At 73.4% G+C, this 24,223-nt stretch carries 23 protein-coding genes; 11 read left to right on the top strand and 12 right to left on the bottom strand.

Features of this window, described 5'->3' with window-relative positions:
- Positions 1 to 44 precede the first annotated feature (44 nt).
- Positions 45 to 326: a hypothetical protein gene (locus tag ACFVUH_RS15035; protein ID WP_387913559.1), complete on the top strand. Its 282-nt coding sequence runs from the start codon at positions 45 to 47 to the stop codon at positions 324 to 326.
- A 58-nt stretch (positions 327 to 384) separates the two neighbouring features.
- Here the strand turns inward: ACFVUH_RS15035 and ACFVUH_RS15030 are convergent, their stop codons facing one another.
- The 5 genes from ACFVUH_RS15030 to ACFVUH_RS15010 form a co-directional block, all read right to left on the bottom strand.
- Positions 385 to 2,118, bottom strand: coding sequence for a DUF2079 domain-containing protein (locus tag ACFVUH_RS15030; protein WP_387913557.1), 1,734 nt, complete (start codon positions 2,116 to 2,118; stop codon positions 385 to 387).
- Between the two features lie 100 nt (positions 2,119 to 2,218).
- Positions 2,219 to 3,682, bottom strand: a complete 1,464-nt coding sequence (locus tag ACFVUH_RS15025; protein WP_387913555.1) for a DUF2079 domain-containing protein — start codon at positions 3,680 to 3,682, stop codon at positions 2,219 to 2,221.
- Between the two features lie 342 nt (positions 3,683 to 4,024).
- A complete protein-coding gene (locus tag ACFVUH_RS15020; RefSeq protein ID WP_387913553.1) occupies positions 4,025 to 4,480 on the bottom strand; it encodes an RICIN domain-containing protein in 456 nt (151 codons plus the stop codon).
- A gap of 340 nt (positions 4,481 to 4,820) precedes the next feature.
- Positions 4,821 to 6,224, bottom strand: a complete 1,404-nt coding sequence (locus ACFVUH_RS15015; RefSeq protein ID WP_387913551.1) for an NADP-dependent succinic semialdehyde dehydrogenase — start codon at positions 6,222 to 6,224, stop codon at positions 4,821 to 4,823.
- 312 nt (positions 6,225 to 6,536) lie between these two features.
- Positions 6,537 to 6,818, bottom strand: a complete 282-nt coding sequence (locus ACFVUH_RS15010) for a DUF6158 family protein (RefSeq protein WP_355365461.1) — start codon at positions 6,816 to 6,818, stop codon at positions 6,537 to 6,539.
- 149 nt (positions 6,819 to 6,967) lie between these two features.
- Here ACFVUH_RS15010 and ACFVUH_RS15005 point away from each other — a divergent pair, with 149 nt between their 5' ends.
- The 3 genes from ACFVUH_RS15005 to ACFVUH_RS14995 are packed head-to-tail and all read left to right on the top strand — an operon-like array spanning position 6,968 to position 9,895.
- The gene (locus ACFVUH_RS15005; RefSeq protein WP_387913549.1) at positions 6,968 to 7,564 is read left to right on the top strand and encodes an ArsR/SmtB family transcription factor; all 597 of its coding nucleotides are present in this window, start codon (positions 6,968 to 6,970) and stop codon (positions 7,562 to 7,564) included.
- Positions 7,561 to 8,841 carry an MFS transporter gene (locus ACFVUH_RS15000; RefSeq protein ID WP_387913547.1) on the top strand — a complete coding sequence of 427 codons (1,281 nt, stop codon included), beginning with the start codon at positions 7,561 to 7,563 and terminating at the stop codon, positions 8,839 to 8,841. The genes ACFVUH_RS15005 and ACFVUH_RS15000 overlap by 4 nt, the downstream gene beginning before the upstream one ends.
- Before the next feature lie 43 nt (positions 8,842 to 8,884).
- The gene (locus ACFVUH_RS14995) at positions 8,885 to 9,895 is read left to right on the top strand and encodes an adenosine deaminase (RefSeq protein WP_387913546.1); all 1,011 of its coding nucleotides are present in this window, start codon (positions 8,885 to 8,887) and stop codon (positions 9,893 to 9,895) included.
- On the opposite strand, the gene ACFVUH_RS14990 is transcribed toward ACFVUH_RS14995, so the two are convergent.
- The 5 genes from ACFVUH_RS14990 to ACFVUH_RS14970 form a co-directional block, all read right to left on the bottom strand.
- Positions 9,859 to 10,440: a dihydrofolate reductase family protein gene (locus tag ACFVUH_RS14990; protein WP_387913545.1), complete on the bottom strand. Its 582-nt coding sequence runs from the start codon at positions 10,438 to 10,440 to the stop codon at positions 9,859 to 9,861. The genes ACFVUH_RS14995 and ACFVUH_RS14990 overlap by 37 nt on opposite strands.
- Positions 10,441 to 10,522: 82 nt before the next feature.
- On the bottom strand, positions 10,523 to 11,137 hold the full coding sequence (locus ACFVUH_RS14985) for a vitamin K epoxide reductase family protein (protein ID WP_355365446.1): 615 nt from the start codon (positions 11,135 to 11,137) through the stop codon (positions 10,523 to 10,525).
- The gene (locus ACFVUH_RS14980; RefSeq protein ID WP_387913543.1) at positions 11,134 to 11,973 is read right to left on the bottom strand and encodes a DsbA family protein; all 840 of its coding nucleotides are present in this window, start codon (positions 11,971 to 11,973) and stop codon (positions 11,134 to 11,136) included. The genes ACFVUH_RS14985 and ACFVUH_RS14980 overlap by 4 nt, the downstream gene beginning before the upstream one ends.
- Positions 11,974 to 12,065: 92 nt before the next feature.
- The gene (locus ACFVUH_RS14975) at positions 12,066 to 12,725 is read right to left on the bottom strand and encodes a hypothetical protein (RefSeq protein WP_355365440.1); all 660 of its coding nucleotides are present in this window, start codon (positions 12,723 to 12,725) and stop codon (positions 12,066 to 12,068) included.
- Between the two features lie 87 nt (positions 12,726 to 12,812).
- Entirely contained in the window at positions 12,813 to 13,310 is a 498-nt protein-coding gene (locus ACFVUH_RS14970) for an SRPBCC family protein (RefSeq protein ID WP_355365438.1), read from the bottom strand.
- A 128-nt stretch (positions 13,311 to 13,438) separates the two neighbouring features.
- On the opposite strand from ACFVUH_RS14970, the gene ACFVUH_RS14965 reads away from it, so the two are divergent.
- A complete protein-coding gene (locus ACFVUH_RS14965) occupies positions 13,439 to 14,308 on the top strand; it encodes an Fpg/Nei family DNA glycosylase (RefSeq protein ID WP_387913541.1) in 870 nt (289 codons plus the stop codon).
- 85 nt (positions 14,309 to 14,393) lie between these two features.
- Here the strand turns inward: ACFVUH_RS14965 and ACFVUH_RS14960 are convergent, their stop codons facing one another.
- Positions 14,394 to 15,248, bottom strand: a complete 855-nt coding sequence (locus tag ACFVUH_RS14960) for an SAM-dependent methyltransferase (RefSeq protein ID WP_355365432.1) — start codon at positions 15,246 to 15,248, stop codon at positions 14,394 to 14,396.
- Positions 15,249 to 15,455: 207 nt separating this feature from the next.
- Between ACFVUH_RS14960 and ACFVUH_RS14955 the strand changes: the two genes are divergently transcribed.
- The 6 genes from ACFVUH_RS14955 (at position 15,456) to ACFVUH_RS14930 (ending at position 22,588) form a co-directional block, all read left to right on the top strand.
- Positions 15,456 to 16,421, top strand: a complete 966-nt coding sequence (locus ACFVUH_RS14955; RefSeq protein WP_387913540.1) for a polysaccharide deacetylase family protein — start codon at positions 15,456 to 15,458, stop codon at positions 16,419 to 16,421.
- 164 nt (positions 16,422 to 16,585) lie between these two features.
- Complete coding sequence (locus ACFVUH_RS14950) at positions 16,586 to 16,912, top strand: hypothetical protein (RefSeq protein ID WP_355365426.1); 327 nt, start codon at positions 16,586 to 16,588, stop codon at positions 16,910 to 16,912.
- 158 nt (positions 16,913 to 17,070) lie between these two features.
- Positions 17,071 to 18,771, top strand: a complete 1,701-nt coding sequence (locus tag ACFVUH_RS14945) for a beta-N-acetylhexosaminidase (protein WP_387913539.1) — start codon at positions 17,071 to 17,073, stop codon at positions 18,769 to 18,771.
- A gap of 82 nt (positions 18,772 to 18,853) precedes the next feature.
- Positions 18,854 to 19,930, top strand: a complete 1,077-nt coding sequence (locus tag ACFVUH_RS14940; RefSeq protein WP_387913537.1) for a class I SAM-dependent methyltransferase — start codon at positions 18,854 to 18,856, stop codon at positions 19,928 to 19,930.
- A gap of 80 nt (positions 19,931 to 20,010) precedes the next feature.
- The gene (locus tag ACFVUH_RS14935) at positions 20,011 to 20,907 is read left to right on the top strand and encodes a sulfurtransferase (protein ID WP_355365420.1); all 897 of its coding nucleotides are present in this window, start codon (positions 20,011 to 20,013) and stop codon (positions 20,905 to 20,907) included.
- A gap of 160 nt (positions 20,908 to 21,067) precedes the next feature.
- The gene (locus ACFVUH_RS14930) at positions 21,068 to 22,588 is read left to right on the top strand and encodes a M1 family metallopeptidase (RefSeq protein ID WP_355365417.1); all 1,521 of its coding nucleotides are present in this window, start codon (positions 21,068 to 21,070) and stop codon (positions 22,586 to 22,588) included.
- 73 nt (positions 22,589 to 22,661) lie between these two features.
- Here ACFVUH_RS14930 and ACFVUH_RS14925 read toward each other — a convergent pair whose 3' ends face one another.
- Complete coding sequence (locus ACFVUH_RS14925; RefSeq protein ID WP_387913535.1) at positions 22,662 to 24,092, bottom strand: condensation domain-containing protein; 1,431 nt, start codon at positions 24,090 to 24,092, stop codon at positions 22,662 to 22,664.
- Between the last annotated feature and the right edge of the window lie 131 nt (positions 24,093 to 24,223).

Here is a 24,223-nt window from a genome sequence, read left to right as displayed (position 1 = left end):
GAAGGCCCCGTGACCTCCCCTGACGCCCCCGGAGGCGATTCCCGATGGATCTCATCACCTACAAGGCCCTGGACACCGGCCCCGGCGCGCCGGAGCACCCGAGCCGGGCGCACCGGGCCCTGCACTGGCTGTGCAGCCTCTCCCCGACGGCCGTCGTCCTCATGGTCGGCCTCTCGCTCGGCCTCGGCGCCGTCGCCTCCCAGGTGGTCTGGCTGCCGATGCTGGTGATCTTCAGCATCGTCTGGGGCGCCACCCTGCTCGCCCTGGCCGGCATGTTCGTGCGCTGGCGGACGTCCCTCCCGGCCCGGCACCGGGTGGCCGTCTGACCCCACCCGCAGCCGTTGTCCCCGGCCGTGCCGAACGGCCGGGGACAACGGCGCGTTCTCAGCCCTTGAACAGGTTGTGGCCGACGTCCGAAGGGACGATCTCCTTGACCGGCGTGCTGTCCTCGCCGGGGACCGCCTCGCCCGGGACCGGCTCGTCGCTCTCGCGGTGCAGCAGTACCACCCCGTCCTCGGCCCAGACCTGCCGGTAGCCGTGGGCGAGCAGCAGCTCGATCCGGTCGGCCTGCTCGTCCGAGGTCTGGAACGGGAAGGTCCGGGTGTCGGAGCGGATCAGGACGTAGTCGCGTCCGCGCGGTGTGGCGTCCACCAGGACGACGTCGGTGCGGCCGACCAGCCGGGGCACCACCTGGTTGTCGGCCTCCACCAGCGCGCCGTCCGGGACCTGCGCGGCGCCCCGGACCAGGGCGGCGTTGCTCGCCGACGGCCGCCAGGAGCTCGGCGTGAGCAGGCTGAGCCCGCCCAGCAGCAGGCTGCACACCAGCGAGCCCGCCACCACCACCGCGCCCAGGCCGTAGGCGGCGCGGCGGTGCGTCCCGCCCCGGGCGTACAGGCGGCCGAGCACCTCCAGGCAGGCGGTGAGCAGCACCGGCCAGAGCAGGGCGTCGTAGTGGTGGGCGATCGACCAGTGGTTGGGGTTGTCGGACAGCACGCGCTCGGCGAGCAGCGGCAGCAGGCAGAGCGTGGTCGCGGAGCGCAGCGGCAGCAGCAGCAGGGTGCCGAACAGCCAGAGCAGCAGCAGCGGCTTGATGGTGGCGTTGGTGGCGACCTCGAAGAGCAGCAGCGGGTCGCGGAGCAGGTTGCCGAACGCGGTTCCGGCGTCCGAGCCGATCGGGCCGTACACCCAGTAGTAGTCCGGCTGTCCGCCCATCGCGGGGATCAGCCAGCCGATCGCCAGGGCGGAGGCCAGCGGGCCGCCGATCAGCAGACCGGCGCCGTAGGCGAGGCCGCGCCGGTCCCCGGCCCGCTCGCCCCGGCGGTCGCCGCGCGGGCGGCTGCGCCAGAGCAGGACGAGGCCGTAGACGCCGACCAGCAGGCCGAGGTCCTCCTTGGTGAGGCAGAGCAGGGCGGCGGCGAGGGCGGCGGTGCCGTAGCGGCGGGCGAGGCCGCGTTCGAGCATCAGCAGGGTCAGCGGGACGGCGAAGGCGACCTCGTGGAAGCCGCCGCGCCCGGCGGCCAGCAGCGGCCAGCCCAGGCCGTAGGCCAGGCCGGCCAGGTCGGCGACCAGGCGGACGGCGCGGGTGTGTGCGGCGTCGCCCTCCCCGGCCTCGTCCGCACCGGCGTCGCCCTCCGTGCTCTCCCCGGTCGCCCCGGTGCCGCCGGCCGGGCGGGGGAAGCAGTGCACCGCGATCCGGCGGATCAGCGGCACGCCGGCGGCGAGCAGTAACGCCTGGCCGAGGATCAGCGTGCGCGGGTCCTCCCAGAGCCAGTACAGCGGGGCGAGCGCGGCCAGGATCGGCGAGAAGTGGTCGCCCAGCAGCGAGAAGCCGGGCGGGAACTCGTGGTGGTAGCTCTTGACCGGGGAGATCGGCAGGCCGAAGTCCGCGTATCCGGCCACGCCCTGGTGGAAGATCCCGAGGTCGAAGCCGCCGAGCAGGACCGCCGACCACTGCTGGAGTCCGCAGGCCGCGGTCACGGCGAAGCAGAGCAGGGTCAGCACGGCGGTCCGGCGCCCGGTGAGCGGGCCGGTGCTGCCGGGCGTGGACGGACGGGCGGCGCGCGGCAGCAGCGGCCGGTTCGCGCGGGTGGACGGGCTGAGCCCGGTTTCGACTGGCACGGGATCCCTGAACTGGTCGGAGACGGGGGCTGGTTCGGAGGCGGGCGGACGGCCCGGGGACCCGCCCCGGGCCGGTGCGTGCCCGACCCGGGGCGGCGGGTCAGCCGGCTCCGGGCGTACCGGTTTCGGGTGTCCCGGGCGTGGGCGTACCGGCTTCGGGCGTACCGGGCGCGGGCGGCTCGGCCGCCACCGCGGCGGCGTCGGGTGTGCGTCGCAGCAGCGTGATGCCGTGGTCGCTGCGGACCACCCGGTAGCCGCTGCGCTTGACGCTGGCGACCTCCTCGCGCTCCTTGTCGGGCGGCAGCGGCCAGCCCATCGGCTGGCCCTCGTCGACCACGATCCACTCGGCGCTCGACCAGTTCTGCGGCCAGCCGAACACGATGACCTCGCAGCGGTTGGTCAGCTGCGGCACCAGCCGGTTGGAGGCGGCGACCCGGGCGTCGTCCGGGACGGTGGCCAGCACCGACCGGGCCGCCTCGACCCGGGCCGGCGTGCGCCACAGCTCGAGGGTGAACAGCTGGCTGAACGCGAACCCGGGCAGCAGTGCGAGGGTGATCACCGCGCTGACCGGCGGCGCGGCCCGGGCGAGCCACCTGGGCAGCACGCCGTCCCGCTCCCGCGCCATCACCAGGACGTGCACGAAGGCCGCGAAGACGATCGGCATCAGCACCGCGCTGTAGTGGTAACTGGTGCCCCAGTAGGCCGGGTTGTTGGAGAGCAGCCGCCAGCCGAGGGTGGGCAGCGCGACGATCATCAGCGGTGAACGGGCGGCCAGCAGGAGGGTCGGCGCGAGCAGCAGCAGGACGGTGGTGACCTTCTCGCCCGGGGTGATCAGGTCGAGCGGCAGGGTGAGCAGGTTCCGGCCGCCCGAGCCGCCGCTCAGGTTGTCCCAGTACGCGAAGCTGCCCCCGGGGCTCATCGCCGGCAGCAGCACCAGGAGTTCGAGCAGCGAGGCGCCGATGCCGAACAGCACGGTGGCCGCGCCGACCCGGCGGTCGCCGCGCCACAGGATGTAGGCGCCGACGGCGGCCACGGTGATGCCGAGGTCCTCCTTGACCAGCACCAGCGGCGCGGACCAGAGGGCGGCGGCGAGCCAGCGCCGCTCGCCGAGCGCGCAGACCGCGAAGGCGATCAGCGGCACCGCGAAGGTGATCTCGTGGAAGTCGAAGCCGAGCGCCGAGGCGAGCCCCCAGGAGAACCCGTAACCGAGGCCGGCGGCCAGCGCGACGGCCGTCCCGGCGCCGCGTTGCGCCCAGCGGCAGATCGGTACGGCGGCGACGGCCACCAGGGCGGACTGTGCCAGCAGCAGGGTCTTGGCCGAGGGCCAGATCCAGTAGAACGGGGCGAGGGCGGCGAGGACGGGGGAGAAGTGATCACCCAGCAGATTGAAGCCGGGGCCCTTGAGTTCGACGATCGGGCCGCGGCCCTCGGCGTAGCCGCGCACGCCCTGTTCGAAGATTCCGAGGTCGTACCCGCTGGTGAGCAGCAGGTCGTGACGGCGGACGGTGAAGAACGCGTAAACCAGGAACAGCGCGAGGGCGACCGCCCAGGGGATGAACCGCACCCGCCGATCGGCGGGGGATAACAGGACCGACGGTTCGTCACCCTCCGTCCTGCGATGGAGTGCTGATGTGAGTGTACTAATTGTCACTGAACATCCCCGTCGTTCCGGGTGCGAGTGGTCTTGCGGCCGATTCTGGTCGGCGGCCCGGGGTGGCGGGCCGGTTCGGCCGTGAGCGAACGCCGCCGGGCACAGGCCCCTGGCCCGGCACCGTAGCATGGCGCAGCCCTCCCCGGCGATCGAGGCGCCGGGGAGGGCAGTTCTTGGTCGACGAAGGTGCAGTTCACGGGTGATGAACAGTCACATCATTGACATGAACCGATGATTCTTCGACCTGATGGACGATCAGCGCCACTGCTGGTACGAGCCGCCGTTGCCGCCCAGGGTGTAGACGTTCCCGTTGGCGTTGCTGTCCAGGAACAGGCCGGTGGCCAGGTTCTGGTAGGTGCTGCCGTAGGTGGAGGCCCGCTTCACCCACTTCTGGTAGCTGCCGCCGTTGCCGCCCAGGGCGTAGACGTTGCCGTTGCCGTTGCTGTCCAGGAACAGGCCGGTGGCCTTGTTCTGCAGGGTGAAGGTGTTGTTGCCCAGGTCGTTGGCGTACCAACGCTGGTACGAGCCGCCGTTGGCGGGGAGCGTGTAGACGTTGCCGTTGCCGTTGCTGTCCAGGAGGCGGCCGGTGGCGACGTTCTGGAGGGTGATCTCGGTGGCGGCGGCCGCCGGGGTGGCGTTCAGGACGGTCGTGCCGCCGGCCAGGACGGCCGCCGAGGCGGCGAGGGCAGCGGCGCGCTTGAGGAGCTTCATCGCGTTTCCTTCCCGTGGTGACCGACCCCTCCGGCCGGTCGTCCCAGAAGGTATCCGGAAATGCGCCGCCGTCGAGTTCTCGCCGTTCGGGATATGCCATCGTTCGGCCATCCGCAATGAATCAGTTCAGCTTTTATTTATATGAGCAGAATTTTTCCGCCGGTTTGTCAACGAAGGGATTTCGTGGAGGGCGTGTCCGTGTGATGTGAAGGCCGGTCCGGTCCGTCTCGCGCACCGGTGGCCGAGGATTCGGACAAAGCGGATCAATCGTCTGTCCGGAAACTTGGCCGGATCCGGCCGGGGCGCACGGCCCCGGCCGGGGGCGCGGACGGCTCGCGTACTACGCCACCCAGACCGTGGTGATGTTGCAGAACTCCCGGATGCCGTGTCCGGACAGCTCGCGGCCGAATCCGGAGCGCTTGACGCCGCCGAACGGCAGGGCCGGGTGCGAGGCCGTCATGCCGTTGAAGAACACCCCGCCCGCCTGGATGTCCCGCACGAACCGGTCCTGCTCGGCCGGGTCCTCCGTCCAGACGTTGGAGCTGAGGCCGAACGGGGTGTCGTTGGCCAGCGCGACCGCGTGGTCCAGATCGTCGGCCCGGTAGACCGTGGCGACCGGGCCGAAGGTCTCCTCGTGGTGGATCCGCATCCCCGGCGTGATGCCGGTGAGCACGGTCGGCTCGTAGAACCACCCGCCGTCCAGGCCCCGCGCGTCCAGGCCCTCCGGGCGGCGCCCGCCGCACTCCACCCCGGCCCCGTGCGCCCGCGCGTCGTCGACCAGCTCGGCCAGGTCGTCCCGCCCCTGCCGGCTGGCCAGCGGACCGACCTGGGTGGCCTCGTCCATCGGGTCGCCGACCCGCAGCGCCCGCATGGCCTCGGTGAACGCGGCGGTGAACCGGTCGTAGACCTCGGTGTGCACGATGAACCGCTTGGCGGCGATGCAGGACTGCCCGTTGTTCTGCGAGCGCGCCGTCACGGCGGTGGCGACGGCGGCGTCCAGGTCCGCGCTCGGCAGGACGACGAACGGGTCGCTGCCACCCAGCTCCAGGACGGCCTTCTTCACCTCGTCGGCCGCCGTGGCCGCGACCGCCCGCCCGGCCGGCTCGCTGCCGGTGAGCGTCACGGCGGCCACCCGGGGGTCGCGGATCACGCCCTCCACCGCGCCCGAGCCGATCAGCAGGGTCTGGAAGCAGCCCTCCGGGAAGCCGGCCCGGCGGAACAGCTCCTCCAGCGCCACCGCGGTGCGCGGCACGTTGGACGCGTGCTTGAGCAGGCCGACGTTGCCGGCCATCAGCGCGGGCGCGGCGAACCGCACGACCTGCCAGAAGGGGAAGTTCCAGGGCATCACCGCCAGGACCACGCCCAGCGGCCGGTACCGCACGTACGCGCGGGCCGCCCCGGAGTCGGCGACGTCGGCCGGCTCCGGGTGCTCGTCGGCGAGCAGCGCCTCGGCGTTCTCGGCGTACCAGCGCATCGCCCTGGCGCACTTGGCGGCCTCGGCGCGGGCCGCGGTGAGCGGCTTGCCCATCTCCTCGGTCATCGTCCGTGCGACGGTCTCCCGCTCCCGGTCGAGCAGGTCGGCGGCGCGGCGCAGCAGGCCGGCGCGCTGGGCGTAGGACGTGGTGCGGTACGTCCGGAAGGCCGCCTCGGCGCGGGCCAACCGCTGTTCGAGGCCGGCCGCGTCCAGGGGTTCGAAGGTCTCCAGGGTCTCGCCGGTCGCGGGGTTCACGCTTGCGATGGACATCGGGGCCCTCCCGGGGGTGCGCGGAGTGGGGACGTGTCGGTCCTCCCACCCTCGCCCACCGCCCGTGCCGGGGCACCCCGACACCGCCCGGCGTGTCCCGCCGGGCGGTGGTCCGCGGTCCTGGGGCGTGTCTGACAATTCCCGCCGGGCGGGCGACGCCAGGGCACGCACCTCGCCGCGTTGTCGTCGGTCGCCGATGGCCCCCAGCCTGACGGCCGGGAGGTGCCCCCACCGCATGGACTCCCTCCTCCGCCTTGCGATGCACGCACCCTGACGCCGCCCGCTGATCCGACGCGAATTGTCAGACACGCCCTAGTGCGGCAGCGCCTCCGCCCGGACCGCCGCCGCTCGGGCGCGGGCACCGGCCCTGGTCCGGCCGGCGGTGACCAGGCGGTTGGGGAAGCGGTGCAGGTACTCGGCCTCCAGCTGCCCGGTGCGCAGGGTGTGCCGTTTGAGCGCCTCCTCGGAGCCGTACAGGAAGGTCTCGTGCCTGGTCCGGTGCAGCTGCTCCAGCTCGTGCACCAGGGTGTCGTTGTCCAGGGCGTGCGGGGAGATGCCCTCGGGCCTGGTGTGCGGGGCGTCGGGGTGCCGCATGTCCACTCCCTCCTCGGCGGGAACCGGAAACCCCCCGAGTACCCGGTGCCCCGCCAGCCCCTCCGGTACGCGTCCGGCGGCCTCCGGAATGGACAAGAACTCTCGTACAAGGGCTGTTGCGCAAGAGCTCTTGTGGATACTCTCGCCGCATGACCCGACCCACCGAATCCGGCACGGACGGCGTCCGGCAGATCGCCGACTCCCGCGTCCTGGCCGCCCTCGCCCACCCCGTCCGCCGCCGCCTGCTGGACCTGCTCGCGGTGGACGGCCCCGCCACCGTCGGCCTGCTCGCCGAACGCACCGGCCAGGCCGTCGGCAGCATCAGCCACCACCTCAAGGTGCTGGCCGGCGCCGACCTCGTCGAGGAGGCCCCCGAGCGGGCCCGCGACCGCCGCGAACGCTGGTGGCGCCCGACCGCCGGCACCCCGCGCTGGCGGCGCGCCGACTTCGCCGGCGACCCGGTCGGCGAGGCCGTCGCCGACGCGGCCGGCTCGCTCCAGCTGGAGCGCCAGGCCGCCCTGGTGCGCGGCTGGTCCGCGGCCCGGCACGACTACCCCGGGCCCTGGCGGGAGGGCTGCGCCGTGGCCACCGAGACCTGGCTGCGGCTCACCCCGGAGGAGGCCCGCGAGCTGGCCGGCGAACTGGTCGCGGTGCTGGCCAGGTGGGCCGACCGGCCGGTCCCCGAGGACGGCCGCGAACGGGAATCGGTCTTCGCCTTCGCCCACAGCGTCCCGGCCCGGCCATGACGGACACCGAGCTGCGGGACGCCCCCCGGTTACCCGCCGGGCTGTTCGCGAGCCGCGACTTCCGGCTGCTCTGGGCGGGCGAGACGGTCAGCCGCCTCGGCTCCGCCGTCACCGCCGTCGCCCTGCCGCTGGTCGCGGTGGTCGCGCTGGACGCCGGACCGCTCGCGGCCGGGCTGCTGAGCGCCGCCGTCTGGCTGCCCTGGCTGCTGATCGGCCTGCCGGCCGGGGTCTGGATCGACCGGTGGCGCCGGCGCACCGTGCTGGTCCGGGCCAACCTGGTCTCGGCGGCGCTGTACGCCTCGGTGCCGGCCGCCGCCCTGTTCGGCGTGCTGACCCTCGCCCAGCTGATGGTGGTCGCGCTGCTCGCGGGCACCGCGGCGGTCTTCCTGAGCGCGGGCCACCAGGCCTACCTGCCGGATCTGCTGCACCCCGAGCGGCTCACCGAGGGCAACGCCAAGCTCCAGGGCGGTGCCTCGGCCGCCCAGGTCGCCGGGCCGGGCGTGGCCGGGCTCACCGTGCAGGCCTTCGGCGCCGCCGCCGGACTGCTGGTCGACGCGGTGAGCTTCCTGGCCGCCGCCGCGGCGCTGCTGCTGATCCGCGACCGGCGGGCCCAGGCCCCGGCGGCCGACCCGGCCCCGCTCGGCCGCCGGGTCCGCGAGGGGCTGGCCTTCGTCCGCCGCGACCCGTACCTGGGCGCGCTGCTGCGCTACGGGGCGGTCGCCAACCTCGCGCTGGCCGGCTACCAGGCGGTGTCGGTGCTCTTCCTGGTCGAGGAGCTGGGCGTGGCCCCCGCGGCGGTCGGCTGGCTGGGCGCCGCCGGCGCGCTGGGCGGGGTGGCCGGCGCCGCGCTCGTCCGCCCGGTCACCCGGCGGTACGGGACGGCGCGCGGCGTGCTGCTCGCCCTGCTCACCGTCACCCCGTTCGGCCTGCTGCTGCCGAGCGCCCGGCCCGGCGCCGGGGTGCTGCTGTACGCGGCGGGGCTGGCGGTGATGGTGGCCGGCGTGGTGCTCGCCAACGTCGTGATCGGCAGCTTCCGCCAGCGCTACGCGCCGCCCGAGCTGCTCGGCCGGGTGGTGGCCACCTCGATGGCGGCCAACCAGGCGACCATCCCGCTCGGTGCGGTGACCGGCGGCGTCCTGGGGGAGGTGCTCGGGCTGCGTCCGGCGATGTGGATCACGATCGCGCTGCTGACGGCCTCGGCCGGGCTGCTGATCGCCTCGCCGCTGCGGCGGGTGCGTGACCTGCCCGATGCGTGGTCGGCGGAGGCGAAAAAGTAGGATGACCACTTCGTATTCGTACCGCTCTCCCGGACAGGCACCGATGCCCCTCCCCAAGGCCGAACTGCACCTGCACATCGAAGGCACCCTGGAGCCCGAGCTCGCTTTCGCGCTCGCCGCCCGCAACGGCGTCACCCTGCCGTACGCGGACACCGAGGAGCTGCGGCGCGCCTACGCCTTCACCGACCTGCAGTCCTTCCTCGACCTGTACTACGCGCTGATGGCCGTGCTGCGGACCGAGCAGGACTTCGCCGAGCTCGCCGAGGCCTACCTGGCCCGGGCGGCCGAGCAGGGGGTGCGGCACGCCGAGATCTTCTTCGACCCGCAGGCGCACACCGCGCGCGGGGTGCCGCTGTCCGTCGTCGTGGACGGCCTCGGCCGGGCGCTGGACCGCAGCGAGGAGCGGCACGGCATCAGCACCCGGCTGATCATGTGCTTCCTGCGGGACGAGTCCGCCGAGTCCGCGCTGGAGACCTTCGAGGCCGCCCGCCCCTGGTTCGGCGGCCGGATCACCGGCATCGGGCTGGACTCCGCCGAGGTCGGCCACCCGCCGGCCAAGTTCCGCGAGGTCTACCGGCTCGCCGCCGAGGCCGGCCTGCACCGGGTCGCCCACGCCGGCGAGGAGGGCCCGGCCGCGTACATCACCGAGGCGCTGGACGTGCTCGGCGTGGAGCGGATCGACCACGGCCTGCGCTGCCTGGAGGACCCGGCGCTGGTCGAGCGGCTGGTCCGCGAGCGGATCCCGCTCACCCTCTGCCCGCTCTCCAACGTCCGGCTGCGCTGCATCGACACCCTCGCCGACCACCCGCTGCCCGCCATCCTCGACGCCGGCCTGCTGGCCACCGTCAACTCCGACGACCCGGCCTACTTCGGCGGCTACGCGGGGGACAACTACGACGCCCTCGCCGACGCGCTCGGCCTCGCGGACGAGACGCTGCGGCTGCTGGCCGCCAACTCCTTCCACGCCTCGTTCCTGGACGAGGACCGCCGTGCCGCGCTGCTGGCCGAGGTCGCCGCCTACGAGTTCGCGCCGCGGGCCGCCGCCCGGGCGTAGCGCAGCAGGACCACCCCGTTGCCGAAGACGCGGGTGGTCAGCAGCTCCAGGTCCTCGGGCGGGCCGTCGGCGGGGAACAGCCGGTGGCCGCGCCCGAGCAGCACGGGGTGGATCAGCAGGTGGTACTCGTCGACCAGGTCGAGGGCGCGGAAGGTCGCGGCCAGGCCGGCGCCGCCGAGGGCGAGGTCCCCGGTGGTGGCCGCCTTGAGCGCGGCGACCGCCTCCGGGGTGACCTCGGGGAGCACGGTGGTGTTCCAGTCGGCCTGCCGCAGGGTGCGGGAGAAGACCGTCTTCGGCATCGCCCGCCAGATCCGGGCGAACTCGGCGATCCAGGGTTCGACGGCCGGGCCGCGGTCGGCGTCGGGCCAGAAGTCGGCCAGCAGCTGGTGGGTGATCCGGCCGGAGACGAAACCGCCCATCCGGCCCAGCTCGGCGTTGAGGTAGCGGTGCACCTCCTCGTCGACGCGGTTCCAGGAGATGTCCCGGTCCGGTCCCTCGAAGCAGCCGTCCAGCGAGACGGACATGAAAAGGACGATCTTCGACATCGGCGCCTCGCCCGGGATCGGGGTGCGCCCGCCCCCGGGCCGAGGCGGCTCCGGAGGCGGGCGGCGGTGGAGGTCAGGGGTCTCAGATCAGTGTGGACCAGTAGTACCAGAACCGCTTGAGGACCAGCAGCACGATCACCGCGTACCAGAGCGCCGGCACCACCCAGTGGTAGCGCGCCGCCTCCCGCACCGCCGGGCGCAGGCCGCGCGGCACCGGGATGATCCCCGAGCGCAGGTTGTGCAGCGTGGTGTACCAGAACAGCGGGATCATCGCCGCCCACACGACCATGCAGTACGGGCAGAGCGCCCCGATCCGGTACAGCGCCTGGTACATCAGCCAGGTCACGAAGCCGATCCCGAACACCGTCCCGGCCTGCAGGCCCAGCCAGAACCAGCGCCGGTAGGACGCGCCGGCCAGCAGCCCGGCGCCGACCGCGAGCACCACCGCGAACCCGACGAGGCCGAGCAGCGAGTTCGGGAAGCCGAAGGCCTCGGCCTGGTCGCTGCGCATGACCGAGCCGCAGCTGATGATCGGATTGATATTGCAGTTCGGGACGTACGACGGGTCCTTCAGCAGCCGGATCTTGTCCAGCGTGAGGACGGCCGAGGCGAACAGCCCCAGCGCGCCGCCGATCACCAGCAGCAGGGCGTACGGGCGGCTCGCGCCGTAGGTGCGGCGGGTGACGGGGGCGGTCATCCGGTCACCTGCTTGACCATCGCGGTGAACTTCTCGGGCGAGGCGGGCACGCCGCCCGCGAAGACGTCCAGCTTCTGGCCGTCCAGGCGGACGGTCGGGGTGCCGGTGACGCCGCTCTTGTCGAAGTCCTTGTTCACCTGCACCGCCCACGGCACGTAGGTGCCCTCCTGGACCGCCTTGACGAAGCCGTCGGTCTTCAGGCCCGGGACCTTGCCGGCCAGGTCGAGCAGGTGGTTGACGTCGGAGAAGGCGTCGTCGCGCTCGTCCGGCTGGTTGGCGTAGAGCACGTCGTGGAACTGCTTGAACTTGTCCACGCCCTCGTTCAGCGCCGCGCCGGCGGCGGCCAGCGCGGTGCGCGAGCCCTTGCCGCCCAGGCCCTGGTCGAGGAAGGTCGCCAGGTGGTACTCGATCTTGTACGTGCCGGCGTCGGCGAGCTGCTGGACGGTCGGGCCGGTGGTGGTCTCCAGCTGCTCGCAGTACGGGCAGCGGAAGTCCTCGTAGACCTCCAGGGTGTGCGGGGCGTCGGCCTTGCCGTAGGTGATCACGGTGCCGTCCGCGCCGCTGGTATTGGCCGGCACGACCAGCGGGCCGGAGGCCGCGGCGTCGCCGGAGCCGGAGGAGCCGCCGACGGCGAAGGCCACGCCCGCCACCAGGGCGAGCACGGCGGCGGAGGCGGCGCCGACCACCACGCGGCGCCGGATCCGGGCGGACCGGTCGGCGCGCTCGCGCTGCTCGCGCATCCGCTCGGTGGCGGCCCGGCGGGCGGCCTTGCGGTCGGCGGCGGTGGCCTTGGGGGTCTTGGGGGTCTGCGGGGACTTCTCGGGGGAGGTGCTCATGGGAAAGGTCGTCCTGGTGCTCGTGGAACGGCGTGCGGGCGCTGGGCGGCACGGCCGGCCGAGGACCTCGCGGCTGATCGCCGCGGCTCTGCTCAGCGGGCCGGCGCGAGAACCGGCGGGCCGCGCCGGACGGCGGGGCGCAGGACGACGGATTCGGCGGGCACCCGCACGCGGCTGGCGCGTGGGAACGGCACCCGGGCCACCGGGCGGGCCGGCAGCGGGGCGGCGAGCAGCAGCAGCCGACGGCCGGCCGAGGCGGCGAAGCGCTGCGCGAAGTCGCCGAGGATCCGCACCGAGCGGGCCAGAGCGCACAGCGCGGCGTCGGCACCGCGCAGCCAGGCGGCGGCGGCCAGGGCGAGCGCGGTGTGCAGGAGCAGCAGCACCACCAGCCCGAGCGGCCGGGAGAGGCCGTGGCCGAGCAGCAGCCCGCCGAGCGAGCCGCCGCCGCAGAGCAGCGGTTCGAGGCCGCGGCCGGTGCCGGGCGGCAGCGAGGGACAGGTCGCCTGGGCGAGGCCGAAGAGGGCGCTCAGCCCGAGTTCCAGCGGCAGGAACACCGCCACGACCGAGCGGTAGCCGCGCTCGCGGCCCGCCAGGGCGAAGGCCACCGTGAAGACGGCGGCGCCGGCCAGGGCGAGCGTGCCGAGCGCCAGCGGACGGCCGGTGACCAGGACCTGGCCGAGCCCCGCGAGCAGCACGAGCAGCGCGGCGAAGATCGCCGCGCGCAGCGTCCTGGGGAGCGGGGCCGTGCTCATGGGACCCGAGTGTGCCACAGGTGGAAGGCCGGACGACGGGTCCGGCGGGACTGCTGTGAAGATCCTCACCGCCCCCCTGAGCTGCGCTTATATGCCGTTTACGTCCACGATCCGGGGCGGCTCGACGACCGGCGGGGGCGGCTCGGCGGCGGCCTCCACCCGGGCCTCGACCAGGTCCCGGAACAGCGTCAGGTCGGTGCGGACGGCGCGTTCGACGGCCCCGGCGAGGGCGAATCCGCGCGGGCCGCCGAGCACCTCGTGCAGTTCCTCCGGGTCGTACTCGACGCGGATCTGCACCCGGGTGTGCGCCCGGTCCAGCGGACGCAGCGCGAAGGCGCCGTGCAGCGGCAGGCCGTCCAGGGTGCGCCAGGTCATCACCCGGCCGCGCCCCCGGTCGGTGATCTCGGTCTCGACGTCCCGTTCGGCGCCGGCGATCTCCACTTCGAGATGGGCGAGGTTGCGGCCGTGCGGCTGGGCGCTGCGGACGCCGTCGACGAAGCGCGGGTACTCGTGGACCCGGTGCAGCTGCTGCCAGGCGGCCAGCACCGGGGCGTCGATGTCGATCTGTTCCTCAAGCGTGCTCATGGCGGGCCCGACCTCCTCGGCTGGCGCGCGGTCGCCTCCTCCAGCCTGCGCCGGGGCGCGGTGGACGGCAAAGGCGGCGGACGACGCGAGGGAGGGCGGGCGGCGGGCGGCTGCGCGAGACTGGGCGCATGCCGGAACTGCCCGAGGTCGAGGCCCTGACCGCCTACCTGTCGCAGCGGCTGACCGGGCGGGTGATCGCCGAGGTCCAGCCGGTGGCGATCAGCGCCCTGAAGACCTACGACCCGCCGGTGACGGCGCTGGCGGGCCGGACGGTCGGCGCGGTCGTGCGGCACGGCAAGTTCCTCGACATCGAGGCCGGCGGGCTGCACCTGGTGGTCCACCTGGCCCGGGCGGGCTGGCTGCGCTGGAAGGAGGGCCTGCCCGCGCTGCCGCCGAGGCCGGGCGGGCGCAACCCGCTGGCGCTGCGGGTGCGGCTGGAGGGCCCGGACGCGGCCGGCTTCGACCTCACCGAGGCGGGCAGCAGGAAGGGCCTCGCGGTGTACGTGGTGCGGGAGGCGGCGGAGGTCCCGGGCGTGGCCCGGCTCGGCCCGGACCCGCTGGACCCGGGCTTCGACCTGGCGCGCTTCCGGGCACTGCTGACCGGCGAGCGGCGCCGGATCAAGGGCGTGCTGCGCGACCAGAGCGTGCTCGCCGGGGTCGGCAACGCCTACTCGGACGAGGTGCTGCACGCGGCGCGGATGTCCCCGTACAAACTGGCGGCCGATCTGTCGCCGGAGGAGACGGCGCGGCTGTTCGAGGCGCTCGGCACGACGCTGCGCGAGGCGGTGGAGCGCTCGCGCGGGCTGGCGGCGGGGGAGCTGAAGGCGGAGAAGAAGCTCGGCCTGCGGGTGCACGGGCGGACCGGGCAGCCGTGTCCGGTCTGCGGGGACACCGTGCGGGAGGTGTCCTTCGCGGATTCCTCGCTGCAGTACTGCCCGACCTGCCAGACCGGTGGCCGGCCGCTGGCGGACCGGCGGCTGTCCCGGCTGCTGAAGTGAGCTCCGACGGCGGGCGCGGCCTGCGGGCCGGCCCCGCCCGGTGGGGGTGGGCGGGGCCGGTGGCGGCCGGGTTCCGGGCGGTGGCTCAGGGCTTGCGGGCGACGCCGCCCCAGTAGTACGCCGCGTACGGGTCCTCGGGCTGCTCGCCGTCCGGGTGCCAGGCCATCACCGGGGCGACGCCGGGCTCGATCAGCTCCCAGCCGTCGAAGAACCGGGTGACCTCCTCCTTGCTGCGCGGCACCAGGGTCATTCCGGCGGCGCGGGCGGAGCTGGTCACCTGGGCGACGGCGGCCTCGTTGAAGTCCTGGGTGGGGTGGGTCAGCGCGAGGTAGCTGCCGGAGGGCAGCGCGTCGCGCAGCGCGGCGACCTTGCCCCACGGGTCGTCCTCGTCGGCGATCAGCATCAGCACGGCGATCATCAGCAGGCCGACCGGCTGGGAGAGGTCCAGCGTCGAGTTGAGGGCCGGGTCGCCCAGCAGCTCGGCGGGCTTGCCCAGGTCGGCGTGGATGTAGGTGGTGCGGCTGGCCGGGGTGGAGACCATCAGCGCGCGGGCGTGGGCCAGCACGATCGGGTCGTTGTCCACGTAGACGACCCGGGTGCCGGCGCTGACCGACTCGGCGATCTCATGGGTGTTCGGCGAGGTGGGGATGCCGGTGCCGAGGTCGAGGAACTGGCGGATGCCGTACTGCTCGGCGAGGTGGCGCACGGCGCGCTTCTGGAAGCCGCGGTTCTCCTTGGCCTGCGCCTTCATGGTGGGCACCGCCTGCTCGATGGCCTGACCCATCGCGCGGTCCGGCGGGAAGTTGGTCTTCCCGCCCAGCCAGTAGTCGTAGACGCGGGCGGAGTGCGGAGTGCTGGTGTCGACCCCGTACTTCTCCCACTGACTGAGCTCGGGGTCGTCGTTGTCGGAGCGGTCGGCGAAATCCTGACTTTTCGTCATGGCCACGTCCTCTTAAGACAGATCATCAGACTGGGAGAGGTCAGACTAGCGGGCCCGGCCCGAATCCGGTCAGGGGGTGCGCGAACCGGTCGTGACATGGGCCGTTGGGGTGGTGATCGAGCCCGTCGGGGTAGCCGCCGGGAGGCGGGCCGGTGAACGGGGGAGACATTCGCCATGCTGTCTGATCGTCAGATTACTTCGCGAAGATTGCTGCTGGCCGCAGCGGGGATGTCGTTGCTCGGGCTGGCCGGCTGCGGCCGGGGCTCGGCGGTCGTGGAGGCCGCCCGGGCGCTCGACGCGGCGGGCCCCGACGCCGTCCCGGACCTCCCTTCCGACCCCCCGAGCCCGTCCTGGGCCCCGAGTCCTTCCGCCGCCTTCACCCCGTCCGCGACTCCGACTCGGACGCCGACGCCGACCGCCACCGCGACCCCGACGGCCGTCCGCTCCGTGGCCGGGACCCCGTCCGCGACTCCGACGGCGGCCGGGACGCCGTCCGCCGCGGCGAGTCCGTCCGCGGCGCCCTCCGCGTCCGCCCCCGCCTCGGCCGCGCCGTCGCCCGCGCGGGCGCCGTCCTCCTCCGACAGCAAGCCGGTCTACGAGCTGGACCCCGGGCACAAGGTGGTCGCGCTCACCATCGACGACGGCCCCGACCCCCGGCACACCCCGACCGTTCTGGCGCTGCTGGAGCAGTACGGCATCCGGGCCACCTTCTTCCTGATCGGCGAGAACGCCGTGGAACACCCCGACCTGGTCCGCGAGATCGCCGCCCGCGGCCACCACATCGCCAACCACACCTGGACCCACCCCGACCTGCGCAGCCTCTCCGAGGGCAAGGTGCGCGACGAACTGGAGCGCACCTCCGACCTGCTGCACCGGACCACCGGCAAGGTGCCGACCTGGTTCCGGGCGCCGGGCGGCGACTGGTCCTCCACCGCCCTGCGGGTGAGCGCGGAGATGGGCATGCGGCCGATGGCCTGGTCGGTCGATCCGCGGGACTGGGCCCGGCCCGGGACGGGCGTGATCACCGACCGGGTCCTCAAGGACGTCCGCCCCGGCTCGATCGTGCTCAACCACGACGGCGGCGGGGACCGCTCGCAGACGGTGGCGGCACTGAAGGCCTATCTGCCGGTGCTGATCGACTCCGGCTACTACTTCACCGCCCCGCCCGGATGAGTGTGTCGGGAGTGGAACAGGGAAACGGAAAAGTCGCGGGAATAGCGCTTAAACCACCTGAAAGGGTGGATTAGCAGAATCGTTTCCCTGGTTTTTGGGCCTCTAGGGTGATCTCGCACCAATTCACCAGGTACCACCGAGTACCGCCTGAAAGGCCACCCGCCATGCGTCTGCGCAACGCCGTGCTCGCCGCCATCAGCGCGATCGCGCTCGTCCTCGCCGTCCCGCTCTCCGCCAACGCCGCCGCCGGGGAATTCCGCTACAAGTACGGCCCCGACTTCACCGGCGCGCTGATCGAGCCGAAGAGCCACGCGTGCGTCGACCTGCCGGAGGCCACCGACGAGGAGCCGGCGTTCGCGCCCTCGAACCGGACCGGCTCGACCGCCACCGTCTTCCGCGACTTCGGCTGCGCGGGCGACACCTACTTCGTGCTGCGGCCGGGTGGTCGGGCCGGTGACCGGCTGCTGGTCCGCTCGGTGGTCTTCGCCTGATCCGCCACGGTGGCGGTGCATGCACCGGCGCCGCTGTCGCGCGACAACGAAGCGAATTCGTACGAAGCACGGGACAAGGCGGCTATTGGTTGAGACCATTCCGGTGAACCGGCCGTGAACAGCGGTCGGTGGAGTGCCTGAAGACACCGGGAGCGGCCGTGCCGATTCGAACAGCCGGGCTCTCCGCCCGGGCCCGCAGAGCGCTGCTCCTCGTCGCCGTCCTGCTGCTCGCCGCGGTCGGCTTCGGGGTGCAGCGGGCGACCGGTGGTGACGACCCCGCCCGGGGCGGGGCCGCCGCGGTACCCGCCGGCCCGCGCACCGCCGACCGGATCATCCCGGTCCCGCTCTCCGTCACCGCCGGCTCCGGTCCCGGCTACCGGCTCACCGGGCGCACCGTCGTCCGGACCGTTCCCGGGGCGGAGGCCGTCGAACGGCAGGCCGGGGAGGTGCGGCGGATCGCCGAACAGCTCGCCGAGGCGCTGCGCCGTCCGACCGGGCTGCCGCTCCCGGTGGTGGCCGACGCCGGTCCGGCCGGAGCGGATCGGACCGCGGCGGATCCGGCCGACGGCATCGGCCTGCTGCTCGACCCCGGGCTCCCCGAGGCCACCGGTACCGAGGGCTACCGGCTGACGGCCGACGCCACCGGCGTACGGATCGCCGCCCGCACCGCCGAGGGGCTCTTCCGGGGCACCCAGACCCTCCGCCAGCTGCTGCCCCCGCAGATCGAGAGCCCGCGCCCGGTCACCGGCGGCCCGGAGTGGACGGTCGCGCCGGTCACCGTCGAGGACCGCCCGCGCTACGGCTACCGGGGCGCGATGCTCGACGTCGCCCGCCACTTCTTCACCCCGGCCGAGGTCAAGGGGTTCATCGACCGTCTCGCCCTCTACAAGATCAACCAGCTGCACCTGCACCTGAGCGACGACCAGGGCTGGCGGATCGAGATCCCGTCCCGGCCCGCGCTGACCTCGGTCGGCGCGGTCAGCGAGGTCGACGGCACCCCCGGCGGCTTCTACACCGCCGCCGACTACCAGGAGATCGTCCGCTACGCGCAGGAGCGCTACCTCACCGTCGTCCCCGAGGTCGACCTGCCCGGTCACAGCAACGCGATCCTCGCCTCCTACCCCGAGCTGGACTGCACCCGGAGCGCCCGCCCCTGGCCGTACACCGGGATCGAGGTCGGCTTCTCCACGCTCTGCCCGACCGGTGACGAGGTCTTCGCCTTCACCCAGGAGGTGATCACCGAGGTGGCCCGGCTCACCCCGGGGCCCTACCTGCACCTCGGCGGCGACGAGGTGAAGAAGATCTCCCCGGCGGAGTACGCGGAGTTCGTGCGGCGGGTCGGCGCCCAGGTGCTCGCCGCCGGGAAGACCCCGGTCGGCTGGAACCAGACCGCGCCGGGCGGGGTCGGGGTGCTGCAGTTCTGGGACGGCCGGGCCGGGCGCGACGTCGAGCTGAAGGAGGCCGCCGAGCGCGGCGCCAAGGTGATCATGTCGCCCTCCGGCCGCACCTACCTGGACATGAAGTACGAGGCCGGCTACCCGCTGGGGCTGGTCTGGGCCGGCACCATCGACGTCCGGTCCGCCTACTCCTGGGACCCGGACACCCTGGTGCCGCTGCCCGCCGGCTCCGTGCTCGGGGTCGAGGCGCCGCTGTGGACGGAGACCCTGGACACCCCGGAGAAGCTCGACCTCATGCTGCTGCCCCGGCTGCCCGCGCTCGCCGAACTGGGCTGGTCGTCGAAGGAGAGCCACTCCTGGGAGCGGTTCAGCACCCGCCTCGCCGAGGAGGGCGCCCGCTGGGAGGCCGCCGGGTACCGCTACGAGAAGCGCGGCGAGGTGCCCTGGCCCGTCACCCGGTAGCCCGGGTGGGGGATCGCCCGGCGGCGGCGTAGCGTGACGAGGGGAGGGTTCGCGCAGGTCCCGAGGCGGGGCAGGAGGAACGATGTCCGAATGGGAACCGGACCCGGCGGGGCAGGAGGAGTTCGCGGGTCGTGTGGTGCAGGTGCTCAATGACGCCTGCCTGGGGTTCATGGCCAGTGTCGGTCACCGGACCGGCCTCTTCGACACCATGGCGGGCCTCGCGCCCTCGACCGGTGAGGAGGTCGCCCGCGCCGCCGGGCTGGACGAACGCTACGTCCGCGAGTGGTTGGGCGCCATGGTGGTCGGAGGGTTCGTCGAGTACGACCCGGCGCGGCGCAGCTACTGGCTGCCGCCGGAGCACGCGGCGTCGCTGACCCGGGCCGCCGGGCCGGACAACCTGGCCGGGATGATGCAGTTCCTGGCCCTGATGGGAGACGTCGAGGAACGGATCGTCGAGGTGTTCCGCAAGGGCGGCGGCCTGCCGTACTCCGCCTACCCGCGGTTCCAGGCGCTGCAGGGCGAGGAGACCGCGGCGGTGTACGACCTGGCGCTGGTCGACGCCATCGTGCCGCTGGTGCCGGGGCTCACCGAGCGGCTGCGGGAGGGCGTCGACGCGGTCGACGTCGGCACCGGGCAGGGCCACGCCGTCAACGTGCTGGCCGAGGCCTTCCCGGCCAGCCGGTTCACCGGCGTGGACATCTCCGAGCAGGGCATCGGCGCGGCCAAGGCGGAGGCCGCCGTGCGGGGCCTGGACAACGCCCGCTTCGAGCTCGCCGACTCGGCCGGGCTGACCGGCTCCTACGACCTGGCCACCGCCTTCGACGTGATCCACGACCTGGCCCGGCCGGACCGCACGCTGCGGGCCGTCGCGGCCGTGCTGCGGCCCGGCGGCGTCTTCCTGATGGGTGACATCGCGGCCAGCAGCCGGCTGGAGGAGAACATCGGGCACCCGCTCGCCCCGGCGCTGTACACCTTCTCGACCTTCTACTGCATGACGGTCTCGCTCGGCGAGGGCGGCGCCGGGCTCGGCACCGTCTGGGGTGAGCAGACCGCCCGCCGGATGCTGGCCGAGGCGGGCTTCGGCTCGGTGGAGGTCGAACGGATCGAGGGCGATCCGCTCAACCAGTACTACGTCGCCCGGCTGCCCACCGCGGCGTAGGCCCCGCCGCGGGTCCGGGTGGCCGTCGCGGGGGGTGCGGACGTAGGTTCGAAGAGTCCCCGCGTGAAGGGAGGGCGGCGATGACCGGCGACGGCTACGCACACCCCGAGGCGCTGGTCGGCACGGAGTGGCTGGCCCACCACCTGGACGACGGCACGCTCCGGGTCGTCGAGGTGGACGAGGACACCGGGGCCTACGAGCGCGGGCACCTGCCCGGCGCGATCGGCTGGAGCTGGACCACCGACCTGCACAGCCCGGTCGGCCGCGACTACGTCGACCGCGCGGGCGTCGAGCACCTGCTGCGCGCCGCCGGGGTCGAGGACGACACCACCGTCGTGCTGTACGGCGGCAACGACAACTGGTTCGCCGCCTACGGCTACTGGCTGCTGCGGCTGCGCGGCTTCGGCCCGGTGCGGCTGCTGGACGGCGGGCGCAAGAAGTGGGAGCTGGAGGGGCGCGAGCTGACCGAGGAGGTCATGGACTACCAGCACAGCACCTACCGGCTGGCCGGCCCGGAGCACCCCGAGGTACGGGCGCTGCGGGACGAGGTGCTGGCGAAGGCGGAGGTCTTCGCCAAGCCGGGCTCGGACGCGGTGCTGGTGGACGTCCGCTCGCCCGCCGAGTACCGGGGCGAGGCGCTGGCCCCGCCGCACCTGCCGCAGGAGCAGGCGCAGGTGCCCGGGCACATCCCCGGCGCGGTGAACATCCCCTGGTCGCGGGCGGCGAACGAGGACGGCACCTTCCGTTCGGCGGAGGAGCTGCGGGCGCTGTACGGCGGGGAGGGCGTCGAGCCGGAGCGCGAGGTGATCGCCTACTGCCGGATCGGCGAGCGTTCGGCGCACACCTGGTTCGCGCTGACCGAGCTGCTCGGGTACCCGCACGTGAAGAACTACGACGGCTCGTGGACCGAGTACGGCTCGCTGGTGCGGGCGCCGGTCGCGCTGGGGTCGCAGGGTGCCCGGCCATACGGTGAATGAGTGATCGTCAGCCGTTCATGACATGCCGTCACGGGTGGGAGGCGGCGTGATGTCGGCCTGTGTCTTCTTATGAACATCTCATAATTCAGGCGTACCGCGAGGGCTGTTGGGACAAGGATCGATCCGACCCGCTGTCCCGCATACCCCGTGGAGGACCACTGTGCGCAAGAGGCTGATCGTCTCTGCCGCCGCCGGCGCGCTCGCCCTGCTCCTGTCCGTTCCCGCCTCCGCCGCCCAGGCCGGACCGGGCGCCGCGGGCATCGGTGACCCCTACTACCCGTCTGCCGGCAACGGCGGCTACGACGTCTCGCACTACGACATCCGGCTGAAGTACCAGCCCGCCACCGACGAGCTGGAGGGCACCACCACCATCCTGGCCACCGCCACCCAGGACCTCACCCGCTTCAACCTGGACTTCGTGCTCCAGGTCAAGGAGGTGCAGGTCAACGGGCGCACCGCGGCGTTCACCACCGCCGGCGAGCAGGAGCTGGTGGTCACCCCCGCCCGGACGATCGCCAAGGGCAGCCCGGTCACCGTCGTCGTCCGCTACGCCGACAAGCCCGGAGAGGTCAAGCGCGGTGGCTACTCCGCCTGGCGCCGCACCCCCGACGGCGGTGTGGCCGCCCAGGAGCCCGAGAGCGCCGCCTGGTGGTACCCGAGCAACGACCACCCCACCGACAAGGCGACCTTCGATGTCTCGGTGCTGGTGCCGAACGGCACCCAGGTGGTCAGCAACGGCACCCTGAGCACCAGTCAGCGGCCCGGCTGGATCCGCTACAACTACCGGCAGGCCAAGCCGCAGGCCACCTACCTGGCCACCCTGGCGATCGGCAGGTTCGACATCCGCCAGGACACCACCCCGGGCGGGCTGCCCGTCATCACCGCCTACAGCCCCGACCTCGGCGCCAACGCCGGAGCGGCGCAGGCCAGCGTCGAGCGCACCGGTGAGCTGACCGACTGGCTGAGCACGATCTTCGGGGCCTACCCGTTCGACACGGTCGGCGGCTACGTGCCCAACGTCCCCACCGGGTACGCGCTGGAGACCCAGGGGCAGGTCTTCTACAGCCCCGCGCAGTTCGCCCGCGGCTCCAACACCTCCGTGGTGGTCCACGAGCTGGCCCACCAGTGGTACGGCGACAGCGTCTCCGTGCAGCGCTGGAGCGACATCTGGCTCAACGAGGGCTTCGCCCGGTACTCCCAGTGGCTCTGGTCGGACCACGAGAACGAGGGCACCGCGCAGGAGCTGGCCGACTTCTTCTACGACTACTACCCGGCCGGCGACCCGTTCTGGTCGATCAAGCCGGGCGACCCGGGCGCGGACAACCAGTTCGCCGGTGCCGTCTACGACCGGGGTGCGATCACCCTCCAGGCGCTGCGCAACACCATCGGCGACGACAAGTTCTTCGCGATCCTCAAGGGCTGGCCGGCCGAGCACAAGTACGGCAACGCCACGATCCAGCAGTTCCAGGCGTACGCCGAGCGGATCTCCGGCAAGCCGCTGGGCGAGCTCTTCAACACCTGGCTGTTCACTCCGGGGAGGCCGGCGGCGGGCACCAACGGCATCGGGACTGCCCCGGCCGCGGCGAGCCTGGCGCCGGGCGTCGCGACCGGCAAGCACCCGGAGCCGAAGTCCTGGAAGAAGATCCAGGAGACCAACAACGTGCACGATCACCAGCGTTGACGACCGGTCGGAAGTGAGTGGCCGGGGCCCGGCCGTCCGGACGTGAGCGGACGGGCGGGCCCCTGCGCTCGCTTCAGGACTGCAGGGAACGCTCCTCGGTGAGCACCAGCTCCTCGATGCCGTAGAGGAATCGCTCCATCGCGGATCGGGGGAGCACCGCCGGGTCGGCGGTCATGGCGAGTTGCAGGGCGGTGGGGGTGCGCAGGGCGTCCAGGGCGTAAGTGAGCCCGGGGCGCGGGTCGAAGTCGACGGGCCAGGAGAGCGTACTGCGCCCGTCCTCACCCCCGGTCGGCGCGGCCTGCGCGGCCTGCGCAGCCAGGCCGCTGGGGAGCAGGTCGCGGGTGTCGTTGAAGACGCAGGAGCGGTCGGCGAGCGGCACCTGCTCGGCGGTCAGGCGCTCGATCTCCGCGTCGAGCAGGCGCCGGTCGTAGTAGGCGTGCCGGTAGGCGGCGATCGAGGCGGCATGGGTGCGGCGCACCGCGGCGCCGAAGCCGCCGTCCGTATCGCCGTCGACGTCGGCATCGGTGAGATGGAGCAGGGCGTCGCCGGCGACCACGCTGACGGCGTCGGTCAGGCCGGACAGGAAGCGGTTGTTGACCACGACCTGGAGCACCGCGTCCGAGCGGCCGGCCAGCCGGGCCGTCATCGCGGCCGCCGCCGCGACCAGGACGGCGGAGGAGCCGGTCCGGTGCGCCGCGGCGACGTTCTCGACCGCGCGCAGCAGCGCGGGTGAGCTGAGCACGGCGTTTGGGAACCGTTCGGCGGCTCCGGAGGCGGCCCCGGACGCGGTTCCGGCCCCGTCCCCGGCAGTGGTCGGGGGGAAGAGCCGGGACGGGGCGGTGCGCAGCTTGCGCAGGGTGTGCGCGCGGGCGTTGGCGTCGCGCTTCAGACCGCGCTCGGAGGTCTGGAACTCGGCTTCCTCCAGGGGCTGTTGGGGAGATCGGGCGGCCCGGATGGCGTCCGGGCCGGTGCCTGCGGCGAGTTCGCTGAGGTCGCGGACCAGCAGGCCCATGCCGGTGCCGTCCACCGCGGTGTGGGACAGCACCAGGGAGATGTACCGCACCTGGCCGTCGGCGACCACCAGGCCGACCCGGATCGGCCACTCGGTCGTGCAGTCGAACGGTCGGCCGGCCAGCTCCGCGTGCAACTCGGCACCGGTGGCGGAGAGTTCGTCCGCTCCGGCATCCGCCGCGCAGTCGCGGACGTGCACGGTCAGCAGGCCGGCCGGGTCGACGCTCTGGCGCAGACCGGTGCCGTCCGGCCCGGGCTGCAGGCGGGTGTGCAGGGAGTCGTGCAGGTGGAGCAGGTGCCCGAGGGCGTCCAGGACGGCCGGCAGCGGCGGGCCCGGGTCGAGCGGGGCGGCGGTGGCGATGTTGAAGCGGGGGCGGTCGGCGGGGGTGAGGCGGTTGACGATGTCCCAGATGGCCCGCTGGCCCCAGGTGGCGGGTCCGCTGCCGGAGCGGCCGTCGGCGAAGGGGATCTCCAGTTGTCGACTCGTAGTCACCGTGGTGGTTCTCCGATGTGCTGGTTCGGACGCGGCGGTTGGTGCGGGTGGGTGCGGTGGGAGCCGTCGTGCAGAGTCTGCTGCACCGCCCGGACACCCGTCGAGACCCCGGGGCCGCCGCCGGGTCTTTG

Source organism: Kitasatospora sp. NPDC058032 (genome assembly GCF_042885845.1).
Classification (GTDB): Bacteria; Actinomycetota; Actinomycetes; order Streptomycetales; family Streptomycetaceae; genus Kitasatospora.
This window is presented reverse-complemented; position numbering and strand designations above follow the sequence as displayed.

Coding starts and splice junctions, on each gene's coding strand:
- ACFVUH_RS15035 (WP_387913559.1), top strand. CDS start 45: ATGGATCTCATCACCTACAAGGCCCTGGACACCGGCCCCGGCGCGCCG.
- ACFVUH_RS15020 (WP_387913553.1), bottom strand. CDS start 4,480: ATGAAGCTCCTCAAGCGCGCCGCTGCCCTCGCCGCCTCGGCGGCCGTC.
- ACFVUH_RS15015 (WP_387913551.1), bottom strand. CDS start 6,224: ATGTCCATCGCAAGCGTGAACCCCGCGACCGGCGAGACCCTGGAGACC.
- ACFVUH_RS15010 (WP_355365461.1), bottom strand. CDS start 6,818: ATGCGGCACCCCGACGCCCCGCACACCAGGCCCGAGGGCATCTCCCCG.
- ACFVUH_RS15005 (WP_387913549.1), top strand. CDS start 6,968: ATGACCCGACCCACCGAATCCGGCACGGACGGCGTCCGGCAGATCGCC.
- ACFVUH_RS15000 (WP_387913547.1), top strand. CDS start 7,561: ATGACGGACACCGAGCTGCGGGACGCCCCCCGGTTACCCGCCGGGCTG.
- ACFVUH_RS14995 (WP_387913546.1), top strand. CDS start 8,885: ATGCCCCTCCCCAAGGCCGAACTGCACCTGCACATCGAAGGCACCCTG.
- ACFVUH_RS14990 (WP_387913545.1), bottom strand. CDS start 10,440: ATGTCGAAGATCGTCCTTTTCATGTCCGTCTCGCTGGACGGCTGCTTC.
- ACFVUH_RS14985 (WP_355365446.1), bottom strand. CDS start 11,137: ATGACCGCCCCCGTCACCCGCCGCACCTACGGCGCGAGCCGCCCGTAC.
- ACFVUH_RS14980 (WP_387913543.1), bottom strand. CDS start 11,973: ATGAGCACCTCCCCCGAGAAGTCCCCGCAGACCCCCAAGACCCCCAAG.
- ACFVUH_RS14975 (WP_355365440.1), bottom strand. CDS start 12,725: ATGAGCACGGCCCCGCTCCCCAGGACGCTGCGCGCGGCGATCTTCGCC.
- ACFVUH_RS14970 (WP_355365438.1), bottom strand. CDS start 13,310: ATGAGCACGCTTGAGGAACAGATCGACATCGACGCCCCGGTGCTGGCC.
- ACFVUH_RS14965 (WP_387913541.1), top strand. CDS start 13,439: ATGCCGGAACTGCCCGAGGTCGAGGCCCTGACCGCCTACCTGTCGCAG.
- ACFVUH_RS14960 (WP_355365432.1), bottom strand. CDS start 15,248: ATGACGAAAAGTCAGGATTTCGCCGACCGCTCCGACAACGACGACCCC.
- ACFVUH_RS14950 (WP_355365426.1), top strand. CDS start 16,586: ATGCGTCTGCGCAACGCCGTGCTCGCCGCCATCAGCGCGATCGCGCTC.
- ACFVUH_RS14940 (WP_387913537.1), top strand. CDS start 18,854: ATGTCCGAATGGGAACCGGACCCGGCGGGGCAGGAGGAGTTCGCGGGT.
- ACFVUH_RS14935 (WP_355365420.1), top strand. CDS start 20,011: ATGACCGGCGACGGCTACGCACACCCCGAGGCGCTGGTCGGCACGGAG.